Below are 17453 nucleotides of genomic sequence, written 5' to 3' on the forward strand. Positions count from 1 at the left end.
TCACCCGACTCGCCCACGCCGTACCCCGTCACGGGGCGGCCGTCGGCCGGACGGCGCAGGCGTCCTTCATCCCCGGTCCGGTGTCCGCCGTGCGGCCGCGAGTGCGGCGCCCGCGACGAGGAGGGCGGCTAGGGCCGCGTAGCCGTAGGGGAGGGCGGAGGCGGCCGCGACGCCGCCCACGAGCAGGGGGCCGCCCGCGTCGCCCAGTTCACGGCCGAGTTCGGCGGCGCCCATGGTCTGGCCGAGGCGTTCGCGGGGTGTGGCGGTGGCGAGCGCGGCGAAGCCGAGCGGGGTGATCAGTCCGGTGCCGGCGCCGATGAGGGCGGCGCCGCACAACACCCCCGTCAGCCCGGGGAGCACGGCGCAGCCCAGGCCGGCCGCGGCGAGCAGCAGTCCGGCGGTGACGCCGCCCCGCACTGTGAGGCGGCCGGCGTCCAGCGCGCGCCCGGCGCGGGGCTGCACGATCGCCGCGCACCCGGCGAGTACGGACACGGCCGCGCCGGTGGCGACGGTGCCCAGGCCGGCCGCGCGACCGGAGACCGGCAGGAAGCCCACGCCCACCGAGAGGGCGGCGGTCGCCCCGGCCAGGGCGGCGGTCGGGGCCAGGAAGGCGGGCTCCGCCAGGCGGCGACCCAGGTCCAGCAGCGTCTGCCGGGCCCTGGGGAGCGGCGGTACGGCGGGCACCGCGAGCGCCGCCCAGACGGCGACGGCGGCGCCCAGGGCCGTCAGGACGGCGAAGAGCAGACGCAGGCCGCCCGCCCACATCAGGACGCCGCCGAGCAGCGGTCCGAGGGTGTAGCCGATCGACTTCCAGAAGCCGTACGAGCCGAACGCCCGCCCCTGCCCCGCCGCCGGGTTGAGGCGCGCGACGAGCGCGGAGGCCGAGGGGGAGAAGGCGGAGGCGGCCGCGCCCTGGCCCAGCCGGGCCGCCCACAGCAGGCCCGGGCTGTCCGCGACGGCGTAGAGGGCGGAGGCGGCGGCGAAGGCGACGAGCCCGCCCAGGAGCACCGGCCGGGCCCCGACGCGGTCGGCGAGGGTGCCGAAGAGCGGCTTGAGGACCACTTCGGCGCCGTCGTACACGGCCAGCAGCCCGCCGAGGACGATCAGGGAGGTGACGGCGTCCTCGGAAGGGCCGCCGAGGCCCGCGGCGACGCCGTGCGCGCCGAAGGCGGTGGTGAACCCGGCGGCGTACAGCGGCCACATCCGCCGGCGCGGCGACGCCTCCCGGCCCGGGGCCGCCGCGGTCACCGCGGCACCGCCGGCGCTCCGCGCGGTGCGGTGCGCCGGCCGCGTCGCATCACGTCGTCGACTGGCACTGCGTACGGCACACCGGGAAACCTACCGCCGTCGTACCGCGCCCGGCGGGCGGTCACGCGGTCAGTACTCCTGTGGTGAGGAGCCCGAGGAGCAGCAGGCCGACGGCACGGTTGGTACGGGCGGCCGGAGCGCTCGCCGGGTGGCCGTCAGGTTCGGGTGCCCGCCGCTGGGTGGGACGGCGTCAGTCCGTGCCGCCCGCCGGTCCGGCCCGCAGGCCGCGGCGGAGGGCGTCGAGCTGTCCGGCGATCATGCGCCGGCCCACCTCGGTCCGCGGGGCCAGCTGGGCCGCGCCGTGGAAGGCACCCGGGAAGTGGTGCAGCTCGGTGGGCACGCCCGCGGTGATCAGGCGCCCGGCGTACGCCAGGGCCTCGTCCCGCAGCGGGTCGAACTCGGCGGCCGCGACGTACGCGGGCGGCAGCCCGGCCAGCTCCCGCGCCCTGGCCGGGGCGGCGTACGGGCTGACGTCGCTGCCGCCGCGCAGCCCCCTGCCGCCGAGGTAGCGGTCCCAACTGTGCTGGACGCCGCGGCGGTCGAGGCCCGGGGTGTCGACGAAGGTCTGCATGGACGGGGTGGTCAGGCGGTCGTCCAGCATGGGGACGCCCAGGTACTGCATGCGCAGGGCGGGACCGCCGTGGTCGCGTGCGTACAGGGCGACCGCCGCCGCCAGGTTGCCGCCGGCGCTCTCCCCGGCCACGCCGATCCGGCCCGGGTCGACCCCCAACGCGTCCGCGTGCCCCGCCAGCCAGCACAGGGCGGCGTGGCAGTCCTCCAGGGCCGCCGGATAGGGGTGTTCGGGTGCGACGCGGTAGTCCACCGACACCACGACCGCACCGACCTCCGCGGCGATGCGGGTCGTCTCGTTGCGGAAGAAGTCCACGAGGCCGATGACGAAGCCGCCGCCGTGCAGGTACAGCAGGGCGGGCAGCCTCGCGCGGTGTCCCGCGGGCCGGTAGACGTGCACCCGGACGTCCGGAGCGCCCGGCGGGCCCGGCACGGTGGCCTCGCGGACGTCGACCGGGACCGGCGGTGCGTAGGGATCGGCCTCCATCGACGCCGCCTCCGCCCGCATCCGCGCGACCGCCGCGCGTTCGTCCGCCGAGGCGGACCGCGACATCCTCAGGGCCAGTTCCGGGTCGAACGGGAAAGCCAACGCCAACTCCTCCTGTGCGCGGGACGCCTTGCCCCGCTTCTGACTTGAATTACTGAAGTCAGGTGCGGAGTGTACGTGCCGAATCCTTGCCGGGTCAAAGATCTCGCCCGGCGGCGGGAGTGGTGCCCGGCGTTCGTGGGCAGCGCGGCGTCTCCCGGACGCCACCGGAGGACCCTGCCGGGGCGCGGAGGGGGCCATCGGTGGCACGGCATGCGACCCCCATGGACCTAACGTCCGGCGTGCCGCGCGCCGGACGGCGCCGCGTCGGGCCACGCTGCTGGCGTGAGGCGTGAGGCGTGACCGGCCGCGCGGTGAGCCGCCGTCGCGACGTCCGGCTCGCAGGCCGCGCACGGCATCCCCACGAAGGGCCCCAGACATGTCCGCTTCCCCCCTCGGCACGCTGTCCCGCTCCGGCTCCCACGCGCTCGACGAGCACGGCGTCCCGCCGTACGTCCACGACGCCGGGCTGCTGCTCCTGCGGCTGGTGCTCGGGCTGACGATGGCGAGCCACGGAGCGCAGAAGTTGTTCGGCTGGTTCTCCGGGGTGGGCCTCGACGGCGCCGGACGCGTCTTCACCTCGGCCGGCTACCCGGCGGGCAAGGCGATGGCCGTGATGGCCGGGCTCAGCGAGGTGCTGGGAGGCCTGGGCCTGGCCGTCGGGCTGCTGACCCCGCTCGCCGCGGCGGCGGTGCTCGGCGTCATGGCCAACGCCATCGCCCTGAAGTGGAGCGGCGGGTTCTTCGCCCCGGCCGGGGTGGAGTACGAACTCCTCATCGCCGCGGTGGCCGTCGTCCTCGCCGTCGTCGGGCCCGGCCGCTTCGCGCTGGACCGTCACGTGCCCGGCGTGCGGGCGCACCGGGTGGGCAACGGCGTCGCCGCGGTCGTCCTCGGCGTGGTGCTGGGCACGATCGTGCTGCTGTTCCGCGGCTGACCACGCCGTGCCGGAGGCCCCGCGCCGCCCGGCGGGCAGCCACGGGGCCCGGGGAGGCCTACGGTCGTCACCGCCGAGGGCGATGAGTTCCGGCCCGGGCACGGGTCCACAGTGGTGACGGCCCCGGAAGGCCGTACGGCACCGCCCGGTACGAGACACCACGGAGGCCCCCATGACGACCATGCCCGACGACCCGACCACCGCGGCGCCCGGCCGCCCGCCCGTGGTCGACCCGGCCACCTGGCAGGCCGCCCGTGACGAGCTGCTGGTCCGCGAGAAGGCCCACACCCGGGAGGGCGACGCCCTCGCCGCGGCCCGGCGCCGGCTGCCGATGGTGGAGCTCGACGGGACGGCCGAGGTCGTCGGGGCCGACGGCCCGGTGCCGTTCCTCGACCTGTTCCAGGGCCGCGACGAGCTCGTGGTCTACAAGCACATGTGGTACGACGGCGCGCCGCACCAAGGGCAGTGCGAGGGCTGCACCACCACGGCCTGGCACCTCAAGGACGCCGTCTACCTCAACGCCCGCGGCGTCTCGTTCGCCGTCCTGACCACCGGCCGCTGGGACGAGGTGGCCTCCTACGTCGCGTTCATGGGCTACACCCAGCCCTGGTACTCGGTGCGCGACGTGCCGGGCCCGGTCGGCGACGGCATGGGGCAGATCACCTCCTTCCTGCGCGACGGCGACCGCGTGTTCCTCACCTACTCCACGACGGGCCGGGGGAACGAGCGGGTCAACGGTTCCCTCGGCCTGCTCGACATGACGCCGTACGGCCGCCGCGAGACGTGGGAGGACAACCCCGAGGGGCGGCCCGAGGGCGGCGCCGCGTGCTGGTCCTGGCGCTCGGACGCGGACGGCAACGCCACGTGGGGCCCGGCCAGCCGGCCCGTACCGCAGTGGACCCGCCCCGGCGCCGGCCCCGTGGAGACCCTCGGCCGGCGCGGCCACCACCACTGACGGGCCCTGCTCCGCTCAGTAGCGGGCGCCCACGGGAGGCTGGATGGCGTCGAGGTCGGCGAGGTCGGCCGCGGACAGCCGGACGTCCGCGGCGGCCGCGTTGTCGGCGAGGTACTTCGGGGTCTTGGTGCCGGGGATGGGGACGACGTGCGGGCCCTGGGCGCCGAGCCAGGCGAGGGCCACCTGCGCGGGGGTGGCGCCGACCCGGTCGGCGACCTCGCGGACCTTGGCGGCGATGTCCAGGTTGGCCCGCAGGTTGTCGTCCTGGAAGCGCGGCAGCCGGCGGCGCTGGTCGTCCTGCGGCAGCTCGTCGAAGGAGGCGAACCGGCCGGCGAGGAAGCCGCGGCCCAGCGGCGAGTACGGCAGCAGGCCGATGCCGTGCCGCTCGCAGTGGGGCAGGACCTCGGCCTGCACGTCGCGGGTCCACAGGGAGAACTCGGACTGCACGGTCGTCACCGGGTGGACGGCGCGGGCGCGCTCGATCTGGTCGACGCCGACCTCGGAGAGCCCCAGGTGGAGGGCCTTGCCCGCGGCGACGGCCTCGGCCATGGCGCCCCAGGTCTCCTCGAGCGGGACGTCGGGGTCGACGCGGTGCAGCTGGTAGAGCTCGACGTGGTCGGTGCCCAGGCGGCGCAGGCTTGCGTCGATGGCGGCGCGGATGTGTTCGGGCCGGCCGTTGGGCCTGACCAGCGGGGAGCCGCCGGGGCCGCCGGTGGGGTCGAGGCACTCCATGCCCGCCTTGGTGGCGAGGACCGCGCGCTCGCGGTGGCCGGCCAGGGCCCGGCCGAGGAGTTCCTCGTTGGTGTACGGGCCGTAGACGTCGGCCGTGTCGATCAGGGTCACGCCCAGGTCCAGGGCCTGGTGGACGACGGAGACGGAGGTGGCCTCGTCACGAGGGACGGCCATGTCGTAGGCGAAGCTCATTCCCATGGCGCCCAGGCCGATGACGCCGACCCGCGGTCCGTGGGTGCCCAGGGTGGTGGTGCGCATGCTGTGTCCTTGCCTTCGTGTCGAACGGGGCGGGCTGCTCGGTCACAGTCCGTGAACGGTGTGCCGCCCGGGGCGGCTGCCCCGTGCTGCTCCGCCACCCTCCCGCCGCGGCGGACGCCGTGGCAGGGCGTGCCGCGACGGGGAGCGGTGTTCGGGGGTGCGGTACGGCCCCCCACGTCGGCCTCGTCCGCGCCGGCCGGCTGGCACACTGGGCGGATGAGCCCTGACCAGCACAGCAACGACCTGGCGGGGTTCCTGCGCGCCCGCCGCACCCAGGTCACCCCCGAGCAGGTCGGCCTCCCGGAGGGCCCGGGAATCCGCCGCACCCCGGGGCTGCGCCGCGAGGAGCTCGCGACCCTCGCCGGGGTCAGCATCGACTACTACACGCGACTGGAGCGCGGCAAGGAGACCCGCCCGAGCCCCGCCGTCGTCGACTCCCTCGCCCGTTCGCTGCTCCTGGACGGCGACGAGCACGAGCATCTGCGCCGGCTGGCCGCCCGGGCCACGCGCAGCGCCGCCGAGCCGCCCGCCGTGCCCAGCAGCGCGGTGCAACCCGGTGTCCGGCTCATGCTGGAGAGCCTGCGGCCCGCACCCGCGTACGTCCTCAGCCGCACCCTGGACGTGCTCGCCGCGAACCCCGCGGGCCTGCACCTCTACGCGGGCATCGAGGACTGGCCGGCCACGCGGCGCAACCTGGCCCGCTACTACTTCCTGCACCCGGCTGCCCGCGATCTGTTCCCCGAGTGGGAGACCCGCATCCGCGGCTGCGTCGCCCGCCTCAGGGCGCTGGCCGGCATCGACCCCGACGCGCCGGACCTGGCCCGGCTCGTCGGCGAACTGCTGCTGAAGAGCGACGACTTCGCCCGTCTGTGGGAGCGGTACGACGTCCGGCCGCACCGCCCCGGCACCAAGCACTTCCGGCACCCCGAGGTCGGCGACCTCACCCTCGGCTACCAGCCGATGCAACTGGACGGCACCCCCGGGCACCGGCTCGTCGCCTACTACGCCGAGGAGGGGACCCCGGACCACGACGCCATGGTCCTCCTCGACATGATCGGCACCCAGCGCGCCGCCGGCACGGGCGGCCACGACAGCGACGCAGCCCCCGACGCCCTGCCGGCCCCACTGCGCAGCCGCGACACCCCGCGGTAGGCGGCCCGAACACCCGCTGAGGGAACGAGAGTTGCGGGCGCTACCTGGTGCGGCGGCGCTGCCGTCGGCGGCGCGTGCTCTCCACTGCCGCGACCGCCGCCATGAGCGTGCCCACCCTCACGACGGAGTCGACGAGGTCCTCCGGGCCGCCGAGGAGGCGGGCCGCGCCCCATCCGGCGAGTGAGAGCACCGGCCAGACGACGAGCACGGAGACGGCGGTTCCGCGCCGGGGCGGAGTGGTGTCGGCGATGGGGTGAGGGTTTCGGCCGATCCGCCGGGCCCTCGTGACAGTTCGTGCAGCTCATGGGGGTGATCGCTCCGGTTGCACCCATCGCGGGATGCGGACAGCATGTTCCGGGGGTGAAATGTCCGGCTGTTGCCCCTCCGGCGCCGGCGGTGACCGCTCCCTGTGACGCCCGTCGCCGCTCCGCGCCGCCGGGGCGGTGGTGCCGTGACCAGGAAAGGAACCTCCTCATGTCCACCACCGTCATCCAGCACGTCCTGGACCGGCTGCGCGACATCGGTGTGCGTCATGTCTTCGGTGTCCCGGGCGACTACGCCTTCCCCGTCAACGACGCCATCGCCGAGCACCCGGACATGCAGTGGATCGGCAGCTGCAACGAGCTCAACGCGGGCTACAGCGCCGACGGTTACGCCCGCGTCCATGGTGTGGGCGCGGTGTGCACCACCTACGGGGTCGGGGAACTCAGCGCGATCAACGCCATCGCCGGCGCGTACACCGACCACCTGCCGGTGTTCCACCTGGTGGGCATGCCCAAGATGCCCGTCCAGGCGCACCACTCGATCGTCCACCACACCCTGGGCAACGGGGAGTTCGGCCTCTTCCTCAAGATGGCGGAGCCCGTGGTGTGCGCGAGCGCCGTCATGACGCCGCAGAACGTCGCGTCGGAGACCGAGCGCCTCATCGCGGCGGCGTTCCACCACCGCCGTCCCGTCTACATGGCCTTCCCCGCCGACCTGGCCGAGATGCCGATGGTCGGGTCGGCCCAGCCGATCCCCGCGCCCGCGAGCGACCCCGCACAGCTGGACGCCGCCGTGCAGGCGATCGCCGACATGCTGGGCCGGGCGAACAGCGCGTGCGCCCTCCCCGGCGTGCTGACCGCCCGCTCCGGTCTCGCGGACGAGGTCCAGCGCTTCTTGGACGCCACCGGGATGCCCTTCGCCACGATGATGGCCGACAAGGGCGTCCTGAACGAGGAACAGCCCGCCTACTCCGGCATGTACGACGGCAAGCTCATGAACGAGAGCGTCCGCCGCTTCGTCGAGGGCAGCGACGTCGTCGTCCTGATCGGTGCGCTGATGCACGACTTCAACAGCGGCGCGTTCACCGCCAACCTCGACCCCGGTCGTACGATCGACATCCGCCACCACCACGTGAGCGTCGACGGCATGACCTACCAGAGCGTGGAGATGAAGGACCTCCTCCCCGCGCTGGCCGCACAGCTGCCGCGCAGGCAGTGGCCGCACATCGAGGCCGAGGTGACCCGCATGGGCCCGGCGGGCGGCAGCGGCGGCGACTCCATCACCGCCGAGAACCTCTATCCCCGCTGGGAGGACTTCCTCCAGCCGGACGACATCCTGGTCGCCGAGACCGGAACCGCCTCCATGGGCCTGGCGTTCGCCAGGCTGCCCAGCGGAGCGACCTTCCACAACCAGACCCTGTGGGGCTCGATCGGCTGGGCCACCCCCGCCGCGGTCGGCGCGGCCGTCGCCGCCGCCGGGGACGGCCGGCGCGTCGTCCTCATCACGGGCGAGGGCTCGCACCAGCTCACCGCGCAGGAGATCAGCCAGTTCGGGCGGTACGGGCTGCGGCCGGTGGTGTTCGTCCTGAACAACCACGGCTACCTGATCGAGCGCCTGCTCTGCAAGCATCCCGACATCGCCTACAACGACCTCGCCAACTGGCGCTACTCCGCACTCCCCGAGGCCCTGGGCTGCGAGGACTGGTTCACCGCCCGCGTCTCGACCCTCGCCGAACTCGACCAGGCGATGCGCACGGCGGCGGAGTCCGGCACCGGCTGCTACATCGAGGTCATGACGGACACCTACACCGCACCGCCGCTGGCCACCCAGCTCCACGACAACATCGGGAGCCTCTACTCCACTTGACCGGCGCCGCGCGGCCCCCCGACGCCGACGGCCCCGCCGTCCCCCCACCACAGGTCGCCGTCGGACGTCGGTACGGCGCGCATCCCGCCGACGTCGCCGCCCCGGTGCAGGGCTTCCGCCACGTCGTGCAGGTACCGCGTGAGGCTTGGCGACGCATCGGAGAAGTCGCCGCAGTCGCCGTGTCCCGCCCAGCCGAGGCGGCCGTGACCGGGGCCAGGACGCAGATCGAGGACCTGGGCGGTGCCGTCGGCACCCACGGCCCAGGGGACCCAGAGGGGGTGCCACCAGGGTTCGTCGTCCCAGGGGCGTGCGGTCAGGCCGTCGACGTCCGAGGCCACCTGCATGCACATGCGCCAGTGCTTCACGATCGCCGCGACGGCGAGCGGGGACTGACCCTCCGGCAGCAGTCCTGACCACTCCGTCGCCCCGTCGTGGCAGCACAACGACTCGACCAGTTCGCCGGGGAGCGCTGTCCCCAACGCGCGTTCGGCCTCCCGGATTTCGTCACGCGGGGCAGGAGGGCCGAGCCGTGCGAGCGCGGCCGGGGCTCGGGCGGCCAGCCACGCGTCGATGCGCTGCCAGGACGTCGACACGGAGGCCTTTCCCTGCTCGTTCACGATGCGAGCGTACGCGTAGCGGTCCGGCGGGCGGCGCGCAGCAGGCGTCCCCTACTTCGGGCGGCACCACCTGGTCGATGCGTGACGCCGGCACGGTCGGGGTTCAGGCGACGGTCCCGTCCGGAGTTCTGCGGCGCGCCAGGACGCCGGAGGCGGTCACTTCCGCTGTCCGGCGCACGGCGTCGGTGAAGTCGATGTGCATGGCCGCCGGCGCGGGATCGGAGGCGTAGGCGGTGAGGAGGGCTTGCGGGGGGCGGCTGCACGGCCAGGCTGCGACGGCCATCAGCAGGGTCGTCTCCACGAGGGCCGCGGCACCGTCGTCGCTCAGTTCTGGCAGGTGCCGGGCGGCGAGAGCGACCAGGCTCCCCAGGGATTCCCGAGCGGTGTGCTTGTGCTTGATCGCGACCTCGGCGGAGATGTTGTGTTCCAGTACCGAGGCCTGCGAGCTGAGCAGGTCGCACAGGACGGGGCGGCGTGCCATCGAGACGGCCAGGAGTTCGGCAAGCCGGTCCCCGCGCTCCTCGACGGAGCCACCGGTGGGAACGGCTTCGCGTTCCAGTTCGGCGATCCAGTCGGTCACCTGGGTCTCCAGCAACTCCAGCAGTACCGCCTCGCGCGACTCGAAGTAGCGCAGCACGTTGGCCTTGGCGAGGCAGACCCGGCGGCTCAGGGCGCTGAGGGTGAGTTCGGCCACCGTCATCTCGGTGAGCATCGCGTCCGCCGCGTCGAGGGGGGCCCGAAACCTCAACGGCGGCCGCCCGGGCCTCATCGAATCCCTGGCCTACCGGATCGTCCCCTCGCAGGGACCCGAGCAGGGCGCCGAACCCCTGCTGTACGCCGCATCCGACCCCGGCGCCGTCCCCGGCGGCTACTACGGTCCCCGCTGGGGACTCATCGGTCCGACCAAGACCGTCCCGCTCCCGCGCCCCGGCCGCGACAGGTCCGCCGCGGCCCGGCTGTGGCAGGAGGCAGAACGACTTACGGGTGAGTCCGTCCCCGCCCAGGGCGTGTGACCGAGGCTTGCGCGCGATCACTTCTCCACGCCTCACGGCCCGTTGCGGCAGAATCTGCGGTCGTGGCCCAGCAACGTGACACGGCAGAGCTCTATCCGGACATCGCGGAGGGCGGCGGGCTCGCCGCCGCCCTCCGGGCCGGAGCCGAACAGGGGGGCTTCCGCCTGCCCGTGACCGCCTCGTCCGGCGACCCGCTGACGGGTGCCCTCGTCGGGAGCAGGGTGCCGCACCGGGGCCCGCTGCGCGTCAACGCGTCGGAGTTCGAGCGGCGGTGGTGGATCCGCGGTGCGGACGCGGTGCAGGGGATGCCGCTCGTGGAGGGCGCCGCAAGGGAGTTCGGGCAGCTCGTGAGGGCCGCGCGGGCGTGGTGCGAGGGAGCGTCGCTGAGCGACATCCGCCGGGCCGCGCCCTTCGTGCTCCTGACCGGCCGGTTCGAGGTGCCCGACGGGGACCCCGCGCTGCTGGCCGATTCCGAGTGGCGCGGCCTGCGCAAGGAGGCGAGGACGGTGGCCGTGCCCGGGTACCGGCCGCTGATCGAGGCGGCGTACGCCGTGCCGGCGCTGCGGGCCCTGTACCCGTTCAGGATGGGCTGGGCGCTGTGCTTCTCGACCACCACCCGCCCCGGCCTGACCGTGGCGGGGCCGCGCTTGAAGGCGTACGACAGCGACGAGTTCACCGTCAGTGCGGACCTCGTCGGCGGGGGCGTGCTCGCCGTGACGGCCACGGCGCGGGAGGCCGTGGCGGTCGCCGTCCGCCATCTGCCGCCCGGGCTCGGCCCCGTGGGGTCCGGGTCGCCCTGACGGCCGTCGGGGACGGCGCGCCGTCAGGAGCGGAGCAGCTCGGCGGCCCGTTCGGCGATCGCGTAGACCGTGGCGTTGGTGTTGGCGGAGGGGATCGAGGGGATGACGGAGGCGTCGGCGACGCGCAGGCCGTCGATGCCGTGGACACGCAGCGTCCGGTCGACCACGGAGCCCGCGTCGTCCCGTCCGCCCATGCGGCAGGTGCCCACGGGGTGCATGTACGAGCAGAGGGTGCTGAGCGCGTACTCCCGCAGGCCGGCGTCGTCCGCGACCTGCGGGCCCGGCAGGACCTCGTGCCCGCGCCAGTCGCCGAGCGCGTCCGCCTGGCCGATCTCCCGCGCCAGGCGCAGCCCTTCGACCACGGCGGCCAGGTCCCGGCCGTCGGCGTAGTAGTCCGGGTCGACGAGCGGCAGGACATCGGGGTCCGCGCTCGCGAGGCGGACGCTGCCGCGGCTGTGGGGCAGGATCGCGGAGACGGCGATGGTGTACCCCTGGCCCGGGCCGGGGCCGTCGGCGGAGGGGACGTGGCCCGGGGCGTCGACGAAGAGCACCTGGAGGTCCGGGCCGTCGAGGGCGGCCGCGCTGCGCACCAGGCCGAGTGCCTCGCCGTGGTTGTTGACGCCCGCGGGGACCGGACGCGCCGAGCGGTAGACGAGGTTGGCGATGGGATGGTCCTGCAGGTCCGACCCGACGCCCGGGAGGTCCACCAGGACGTCGACGCCCGTCCCGCGCAGGTGCTCCGCGGGGCCGATGCCGGAGAGCATCAGCAGTTGCGCCGATCCGATGGCGCCCGCTGTGACGACGACCTCGGCCGAGCAGCCGACGAGCGCCGCCCTGCCGCGCCGGGTGACGTACTCCACCGCGGTGCACCGCCCGCCGCTGATGTGCAGCCGGCGCACATGGGTGCCGGTCACCACCGTCAGGTTCGGGCGGTGCAGGGCCGGGCCCAGGTAGGCGTCGGCGGCGCTCTGCCGTCGGCCGCCGACGATGTTGAGGTCGGACCAGCCGAAGCCCTCCTCCGCGCCGCCGCTGATGTCGGTCGCCCGGGGGTGACCGGTCTCCGCCGCGGCCTCGAGCATGGCCGCCACGACCGGGTGCGGGGGGTCGGGCGGTCCGACGGTCAGGGGGCCGCCGACCCCGCGCAGGGCCGGGTCCCGACCCGAGGTGTTCTCGCTGCGCTTGAAGTAGGGCAGCAGCCCGTCGAACCCCCACTCCTCCAGGCCGGTGCCGGCCCACGCTTCGTAGCTGGAGCGGTGGCCGCGGACGAAGTTCATGGCGTTGATGGCGGAGCCGCCGCCGAGCGTGCGTCCGCGGCCCAGGAGCACGCCGGTGCCGCCGGCCCGTTGCGGGACGGTGGTGTCCCCCCAGTCCGCGGACGTCCGCAGCAGCGCCGGCCAGGCCGGTGGTGTGCTCATGTCGGGTGAGGTCTGCGCCGTGCCCGCTTCGAGGAGCAGGACGCGGGCGTCGCCGGGCTCGGACAGCCGGGCGGCGAGCACGCTGCCCGCCGTCCCGCCGCCGACCACGACGTAGTCGTAGCTGCCGGTCGTCGATTCCATGGTCGTCCCGGTCGCTCATTCGAGGATGTCGGTCATTCGAAGACGGGGTAACGCGGCGGCTGGGAGCCCTCGATGGTGATCCACTGGAGTTCGGTGAACTCCTCCAGGCCCGCGTGGCCGCCGGACTTGCCGTATCCGCTGTTCTTGACGCCGCCGAAGGGCATCTGGGGTTCGTCGTCGAGGGTGGTGCCGTTGATGTGGCACATGCCGGCGTTGATGCGCTTGGCGAGGTCGAGCGCGAGGGCGATGTCCCGGGTGAAGACGGCCGAGGTGAGGCCGTAGTCGTTGTCGTTGGCGACGCGCAGGGCCTCCTCGGGTCCGTCGACGGTGATGACGCTGACCAGGGGGCCGAAGGACTCCTCCCGGTAGACCCGCATGTCCGGGGTGACGTCGGCCAGTACGGTCGGCGCGAAGCACGGCCCCTCGGACGTGCCGCCGGTCAGGAGCCGGGCGCCGCCCGCGACGGCGTCGAGGACCAGGTCGGACAGCCGCGCGATGCTGTCCGGTCCGACGACCGGGCCGAGCGCGGTGCGCGGGTCGCGTGGGTCACCGTAGGTGACACCTGCGGCGACGGCGGCCAGGCGCCGGGTGAACTCCTCGGCGACGGCGCGGTCGACGACGATGCGCTCGGTGGACAGGCACGCCTGGCCGGAGTTGGCGAACGCCCCGAAGGCGGTGGCGCTGACCGCCCGGTCGAGGTCGGCGTCGGCGAGGATCAGGACCGGTGCCTTGCCGCCGAGTTCGAGGATCGCCTGCTTCATGTGCGCGGCCGCCCGCTGCGCGATGAGGCGTCCCACCCGGCTCGACCCGGTGAAGTGCACCCGCCGTACGGCCGGATGCGCGATGAGCGCCTCCACCACCTCGGGGCCGTCCTCGGGCGCGTTGGTGACGAGGTTGTACACCCCGTGGGGCAGCCCGGCCTCGGTGAGGCATTCGGCGACCAGGCCGTGCGTGCGCGGGGTCTGCTCGGACGCCTTCATCACCACCGTGTTGCCCACGGCCAGCGCGTACGGGACGGAGTTGCCGACCAGCAGTGCCGGGGCGTTCCACGGGACGACGCAGGCGACCACGCCGACCGGCTTGCGGATCGCGATGGAGGTGCGGCCCGGCACCTCCGAGGGGATGAGCTCGCCGGTGAGTCCGTCGTGGACCGCGCTCGCCGCGTAGCGGAACTTCTCCGCGAGGGTGGTGGTGTTGAAGTGGCCCCAGGAGGCGGGGGCGCCCATCTCGACGGTGATCGCCTCGGCGATCTCCGGGGCCCGTGCCTCGAGCGTGTCGGCGGCCGCCCACAGCAGGCGGCGCCGCTCGTTGGGCGGCAGTGCCGCCCAGGCGGGGAAGACCCGCTCGGCGGCGTCGACCGCCCGCAGGACGTCCACGGAGAGGGCCGCCGCGGCCTGGGAGGCGATGTCGCCGGTGAAGGGATCGCGTGCCTCGAAGGTGTGCGCGTCGGCCGCTTGTTGCCAGGTGCCGTCGATCAGCAGCTGCTGGACGGTGTTCTCGCCGGTGAGAGTCACGGTGGTTCTCCTGCTGTGCGGGGGCGCCGTGTTTCCTGCGCAGCACGGTGCCTGGAGGTGGCGCTGGGGCCGCTGGTGCCAGAGCGAAGGGTGGGGCCGATCAGGCGCGGGCCCGCGGGGGTGCGGCGCCCGGCCGGGGACGCACGGGGTGGCGTCGTGCACGTCGGCGGTGTCGCCGGGCTCGGTCGGGCGGCGCGGAAGCGTGTCCGGCTCCGGCTCCAACCCCTGCTCGGGGAGCGGGAGTCGGCGCGAAGCCGTCGCCGGCCCCGGCGGGTGTGCGGGTGGCTTCGCGGACGCTTCCCCTGGGGGTGTACGGGGGTCGAAGGTGATGTCCTTCGCGGCGTCCGGAGGTTCCCGGATGGTGTTGTGGGGGGATGTCCAGGAAGCGTAGCGCTGATAAGCCGCGAGACGCAACAAGTGCTAACATTTATCCGAAAAAGGGTCATAAGGTATCACGATGGAGGGGTCGCCCCCGGCGTCAGCTCCTGGTCGACCCAGAGGAGTTTGCCGTCCGGAAGGTGCCGGGCACCCCACGCGGGGGACAACTGGGAGACGAGGAAGAGCCCCCGGCCGTGCTCGTCGGTCGCGGTGGGCCGGCGCAGCAGCGGACGGCTGTGGTTGGTGTCGCTGACCTCGCAGGTCAGTACGGCGTGCCGGATCAGGCGCAGGCGGATCGTGCGGTCGCGGTCGCAGCCCCCGTCGCCGTGGACGACGGCGTTGGTGACGAGTTCGCTGACGATCAGTGCCGTGGACTCGGCCAGACCGTCCAGCCCCCACCGGGCCAACTGCCGGGTGACGAGCGACCGTGCGCGCCCGACGACGGCCGCGTCGGCGGGGAACCGCCACGACGCCACACTGCCCGGACCGAGCGAGCGGGTCCGTGCCAGGAGCAGGGTGACGTCGTCGTTCGGCGCCCCCTCGGGCAGTGAGGCCACCGCCGACGAGCACAGCTCCTCGAGCGGGAGGCCGGGCCGTGCCAGGGCCGCGCCCAGGCGGTCCATGCCGACGTCGATGTCGTGGTCGCGGTCCTCGATCAGGCCGTCGGTGTAGAAGGCGAGCACGCTGCCCTCGGGCAGTTCCAGCGTGACGGCCTCGAAGGGGGCCAGGCCGAGGCCGAGCGGCGCCCCGACGGGCAGGTCGGGGAAGGTGACGCCGCCGTACGGGCCGACGACCGCGGGCGGGGGGTGCCCGGCCCGGGCCAGGGTGCACAGGCGGGTGACGGGGTCGTACACCGCGTACAGGCAGGTGGCCGTCATGGTCGTGCCGTCCGGGGCGCCGTCCGGGCCGGCGTCGGCCTCGGCGAGGTGGGTGACCTGCTTGTCGAGGGCGGCCAGCAACTCGTCCGGGGGCACGTCCAGGTCGGCGAGGGTGTGCACCGCCGTACGGAGCTGGCCCATGGTGGCCGCCGCGTTGATGCCGTGTCCGACGACGTCGCCGACGACCAGGGCGACCCGGGCCCCGGACAGCGGGATGACGTCGAACCAGTCGCCCCCGACGCCGTGGTGGCTGTCGGCGGGCAGGTAGCGCCAGGCCACGTCGGCGGCGGCCCCGCCCGTGGCGCGGCGCGGGAGCAGGTGGCGCTGCAGGGCGAGGGCGGCGGAGTGCTCGCGCGCGTACTGGCGGGCCTGGTCCAGGCAGGTGGCGGCCCGCCGGACGAGTTCCTCGGCGAGGAGCAGGTCGTCGGCCTCGAACGGCCGGGGGTCCTCGGTCCGGATGAACGTCGCCACGCCGAGGACGGCCCCCCGGGCACGGATCGGGAGGAGCATCAGCGAGTGCATGCGGTGCCGGCGGACCTTGGCGGCGCGTGCCGCGTCGTCGTGGTCCAGCCACGTGCCGGGGGAGCCGTTCAGCACCGGCTCCAGACGGGCCCTGCCGGAGCGCAGGACCCCGGTGAACGGCGACGCCGGCGGGGTGGAGACCGGATCTCCCCGGGCGAACAGCGACTCCGGCGCACCGGGCCGGATCGAGGCCAGGCCGGCGCGGCGGACGGCCGGGGTCGGTCCCGCGCCCTCGGGGCGGGACCGGGCGGGTCGCTCCCCGCCCAGCAGGACGGACTCGGCCAGGTCGACGGTGGCGTAGTCCGCGAGGGCGGGCACGGCGAGGTCGGCCAGCTCCTGCCCGGTCCGCATGACGTCCAGGGTGGTGCCGATGCGCCTGCCGGCCTCGTCCAGGATGCGCAGGCGCTCCTGCGCGCGGCGGCCGTCGGCGTCGTCCGCGTCCACCGTGCACACGCCCAGCGGGCGGCCCTGCGCGTCGTCGAGGCGGAAGAGGGAGGGGGCCGCCGCCGGCTCCTGGCGCGCCCGGGCGGGCGGGGAGGCCTGGTAGTCCCCGTTGATCACGAGGTCACCCCTCTCGAGCATCCGGTGCATGACGGCCTCGAGCGACTCCGCCTCGGTGCCGGGGACCGGGTGGGGCGGGCTCCCCGGCAACTGCGGGGGCGGGCCGGCGCCGTTGCCGAGTTCGTGGACGTCGTTCACCCAGATGCAGCGGACCTGGGTGTCGCGGATCGCGATGCCGATCGGCATCCGATGCGGCATCGCGACCGCGGCCGGCGGCGGCTCCGCCGCCACGGGGCCGTTCGCCGTCCAGGAGGCGTGGGAGGACGTCTCGGAGGCCGACACGAGCCACTGCGCGCGGCCGTCGCGGCCGGCCAGTGACTGCGCCGTCAGGCGCACGCCGATCGCGTGCCCGTCGCGGTGACGGATCCGCGCGGGGCCCGACCAGCGGCCCCGGCGGCGGAGTTGGCCCGCCGCGGCGGCCTCCGCGTGCGCGTCGCCGTCGGCCAGCAGCACACGGGCGGGCCGGCCGACCACGTCCGCGGCGGCGTAGCCGGCGAGCCGCTGGGCGGCCTGCGACCAACCGGCCACGGTGCCCTCCGAGTCGAGGAGTGCCGTCGCCGCCCCGCCCGGGGCGGCGGCCCCGTTCGCCTCGGACGACGCCGTTCCACTGGTACTGCTCATCGGTCGTTCCTCCTGTGTCCCCCCGCGGTGCGCGCTCCCTCGCGGTGGTGCGGCCGTGCGACCCGGTGCGTCAGGCAGCCGTGGGAGGTTCGGGATGCGCGGGTGCTCCGGACACGTCCATGCCGGAAAGGCTACGCATGCGCACGGCCGGGAGTGTGGTCCAATTCCACGACGTATTCGCGGGACAATTCCTCGGGCGGGTGCCCGGCAACCCGCGCCCGGCCCGGGCGCCGCACGGTGCGCCAACTCCCTTCCGCGACCGTCTTCACCGGTGGCCGGGACATCGGAGCCTCACACCCGGAGCGGCTGCTTCGTCTTTCCGTACGAGCGCCGCACCGCCGGACAAAGGCCGTCGCGGTGCGAAACCG

15 protein-coding genes are annotated in these 17453 nt (G+C 74.6%); 6 read left to right on the forward strand and 9 right to left on the reverse strand.

Annotated elements, in window-relative coordinates; translation table 11 throughout:
• Positions 1-66 precede the first annotated feature (66 nt).
• Together ACFZAU_RS30130 and ACFZAU_RS30135 are read right to left on the reverse strand one after the other, a co-directional pair.
• Positions 67-1203, reverse strand: coding sequence for an MFS transporter (locus ACFZAU_RS30130; RefSeq protein WP_500554796.1), 1137 nt, complete (start codon positions 1201-1203; stop codon positions 67-69).
• 295 nt (positions 1204-1498) lie between these two features.
• Positions 1499-2467 carry an alpha/beta hydrolase gene (locus tag ACFZAU_RS30135; protein WP_500554743.1) on the reverse strand — a complete coding sequence of 323 codons (969 nt, stop codon included), beginning with the start codon at positions 2465-2467 and terminating at the stop codon, positions 1499-1501.
• Between the two features lie 376 nt (positions 2468-2843).
• Between ACFZAU_RS30135 and ACFZAU_RS30140 the strand changes: the two genes are divergently transcribed.
• A complete protein-coding gene (locus tag ACFZAU_RS30140; protein WP_499600567.1) occupies positions 2844-3398 on the forward strand; it encodes a DoxX family protein in 555 nt (184 codons plus the stop codon).
• Between the two features lie 172 nt (positions 3399-3570).
• The gene (locus ACFZAU_RS30145) at positions 3571-4353 is read left to right on the forward strand and encodes a DUF899 family protein (protein WP_500554744.1); all 783 of its coding nucleotides are present in this window, start codon (positions 3571-3573) and stop codon (positions 4351-4353) included.
• 15 nt (positions 4354-4368) lie between these two features.
• On the opposite strand, the gene ACFZAU_RS30150 is transcribed toward ACFZAU_RS30145, so the two are convergent.
• On the reverse strand, positions 4369-5343 hold the full coding sequence (locus tag ACFZAU_RS30150) for an aldo/keto reductase (RefSeq protein ID WP_500554745.1): 975 nt from the start codon (positions 5341-5343) through the stop codon (positions 4369-4371).
• Between the two features lie 216 nt (positions 5344-5559).
• Here ACFZAU_RS30150 and ACFZAU_RS30155 point away from each other — a divergent pair, with 216 nt between their 5' ends.
• Entirely contained in the window at positions 5560-6495 is a 936-nt protein-coding gene (locus tag ACFZAU_RS30155) for a helix-turn-helix transcriptional regulator (RefSeq protein WP_500554746.1), read from the forward strand.
• Positions 6496-6535: 40 nt separating this feature from the next.
• On the opposite strand, the gene ACFZAU_RS30160 is transcribed toward ACFZAU_RS30155, so the two are convergent.
• Complete coding sequence (locus ACFZAU_RS30160; RefSeq protein WP_500554747.1) at positions 6536-6703, reverse strand: hypothetical protein; 168 nt, start codon at positions 6701-6703, stop codon at positions 6536-6538.
• Between the two features lie 266 nt (positions 6704-6969).
• Here ACFZAU_RS30160 and ACFZAU_RS30165 point away from each other — a divergent pair, with 266 nt between their 5' ends.
• A complete protein-coding gene (locus ACFZAU_RS30165; protein WP_500554748.1) occupies positions 6970-8625 on the forward strand; it encodes an alpha-keto acid decarboxylase family protein in 1656 nt (551 codons plus the stop codon).
• On the opposite strand, the gene ACFZAU_RS30170 is transcribed toward ACFZAU_RS30165, so the two are convergent.
• The gene (locus ACFZAU_RS30170) at positions 8613-9242 is read right to left on the reverse strand and encodes an SMI1/KNR4 family protein (protein ID WP_500554749.1); all 630 of its coding nucleotides are present in this window, start codon (positions 9240-9242) and stop codon (positions 8613-8615) included. The genes ACFZAU_RS30165 and ACFZAU_RS30170 overlap by 13 nt on opposite strands.
• 103 nt (positions 9243-9345) lie before the next feature.
• The gene (locus ACFZAU_RS30175; RefSeq protein ID WP_500554750.1) at positions 9346-9942 is read right to left on the reverse strand and encodes a TetR/AcrR family transcriptional regulator; all 597 of its coding nucleotides are present in this window, start codon (positions 9940-9942) and stop codon (positions 9346-9348) included.
• Positions 9943-9946: 4 nt separating this feature from the next.
• On the opposite strand from ACFZAU_RS30175, the gene ACFZAU_RS30180 reads away from it, so the two are divergent.
• Together ACFZAU_RS30180 and ACFZAU_RS30185 are read left to right on the forward strand one after the other, a co-directional pair.
• Entirely contained in the window at positions 9947-10255 is a 309-nt protein-coding gene (locus tag ACFZAU_RS30180) for a hypothetical protein (RefSeq protein WP_500554751.1), read from the forward strand.
• Positions 10256-10317: 62 nt separating this feature from the next.
• Positions 10318-11055 carry a DUF6193 family natural product biosynthesis protein gene (locus tag ACFZAU_RS30185; protein ID WP_500554752.1) on the forward strand — a complete coding sequence of 246 codons (738 nt, stop codon included), beginning with the start codon at positions 10318-10320 and terminating at the stop codon, positions 11053-11055.
• A gap of 23 nt (positions 11056-11078) precedes the next feature.
• Here the strand turns inward: ACFZAU_RS30185 and ACFZAU_RS30190 are convergent, their stop codons facing one another.
• The 3 genes from ACFZAU_RS30190 to ACFZAU_RS30200 form a co-directional block, all read right to left on the reverse strand.
• On the reverse strand, positions 11079-12611 hold the full coding sequence (locus tag ACFZAU_RS30190) for a GMC family oxidoreductase (protein ID WP_500554753.1): 1533 nt from the start codon (positions 12609-12611) through the stop codon (positions 11079-11081).
• A gap of 32 nt (positions 12612-12643) precedes the next feature.
• Positions 12644-14125: an aldehyde dehydrogenase gene (locus ACFZAU_RS30195; RefSeq protein ID WP_500554754.1), complete on the reverse strand. Its 1482-nt coding sequence runs from the start codon at positions 14123-14125 to the stop codon at positions 12644-12646.
• A gap of 452 nt (positions 14126-14577) precedes the next feature.
• The gene (locus ACFZAU_RS30200; RefSeq protein ID WP_500554755.1) at positions 14578-17085 is read right to left on the reverse strand and encodes an ATP-binding SpoIIE family protein phosphatase; all 2508 of its coding nucleotides are present in this window, start codon (positions 17083-17085) and stop codon (positions 14578-14580) included.
• Positions 17086-17453: the final 368 nt, after the last annotated feature.

Origin of the sequence: Streptomyces sp. NPDC008238, from assembly GCF_042956445.1 — a bacterium.
In the GTDB taxonomy this organism is placed as follows: domain Bacteria; phylum Actinomycetota; class Actinomycetes; order Streptomycetales; family Streptomycetaceae; genus Actinacidiphila.

Coding starts and splice junctions, on each gene's coding strand:
- ACFZAU_RS30155 (WP_500554746.1), top strand. CDS start 5,560: ATGAGCCCTGACCAGCACAGCAACGACCTGGCGGGGTTCCTGCGCGCC.
- ACFZAU_RS30200 (WP_500554755.1), bottom strand. CDS start 17,085: ATGAGCAGTACCAGTGGAACGGCGTCGTCCGAGGCGAACGGGGCCGCC.
- ACFZAU_RS30145 (WP_500554744.1), top strand. CDS start 3,571: ATGACGACCATGCCCGACGACCCGACCACCGCGGCGCCCGGCCGCCCG.
- ACFZAU_RS30165 (WP_500554748.1), top strand. CDS start 6,970: ATGTCCACCACCGTCATCCAGCACGTCCTGGACCGGCTGCGCGACATC.
- ACFZAU_RS30130 (WP_500554796.1), bottom strand. CDS start 1,203: ATGTGGCCGCTGTACGCCGCCGGGTTCACCACCGCCTTCGGCGCGCAC.
- ACFZAU_RS30150 (WP_500554745.1), bottom strand. CDS start 5,343: ATGCGCACCACCACCCTGGGCACCCACGGACCGCGGGTCGGCGTCATC.
- ACFZAU_RS30190 (WP_500554753.1), bottom strand. CDS start 12,611: ATGGAATCGACGACCGGCAGCTACGACTACGTCGTGGTCGGCGGCGGG.
- ACFZAU_RS30140 (WP_499600567.1), top strand. CDS start 2,844: ATGTCCGCTTCCCCCCTCGGCACGCTGTCCCGCTCCGGCTCCCACGCG.
- ACFZAU_RS30175 (WP_500554750.1), bottom strand. CDS start 9,942: ATGACGGTGGCCGAACTCACCCTCAGCGCCCTGAGCCGCCGGGTCTGC.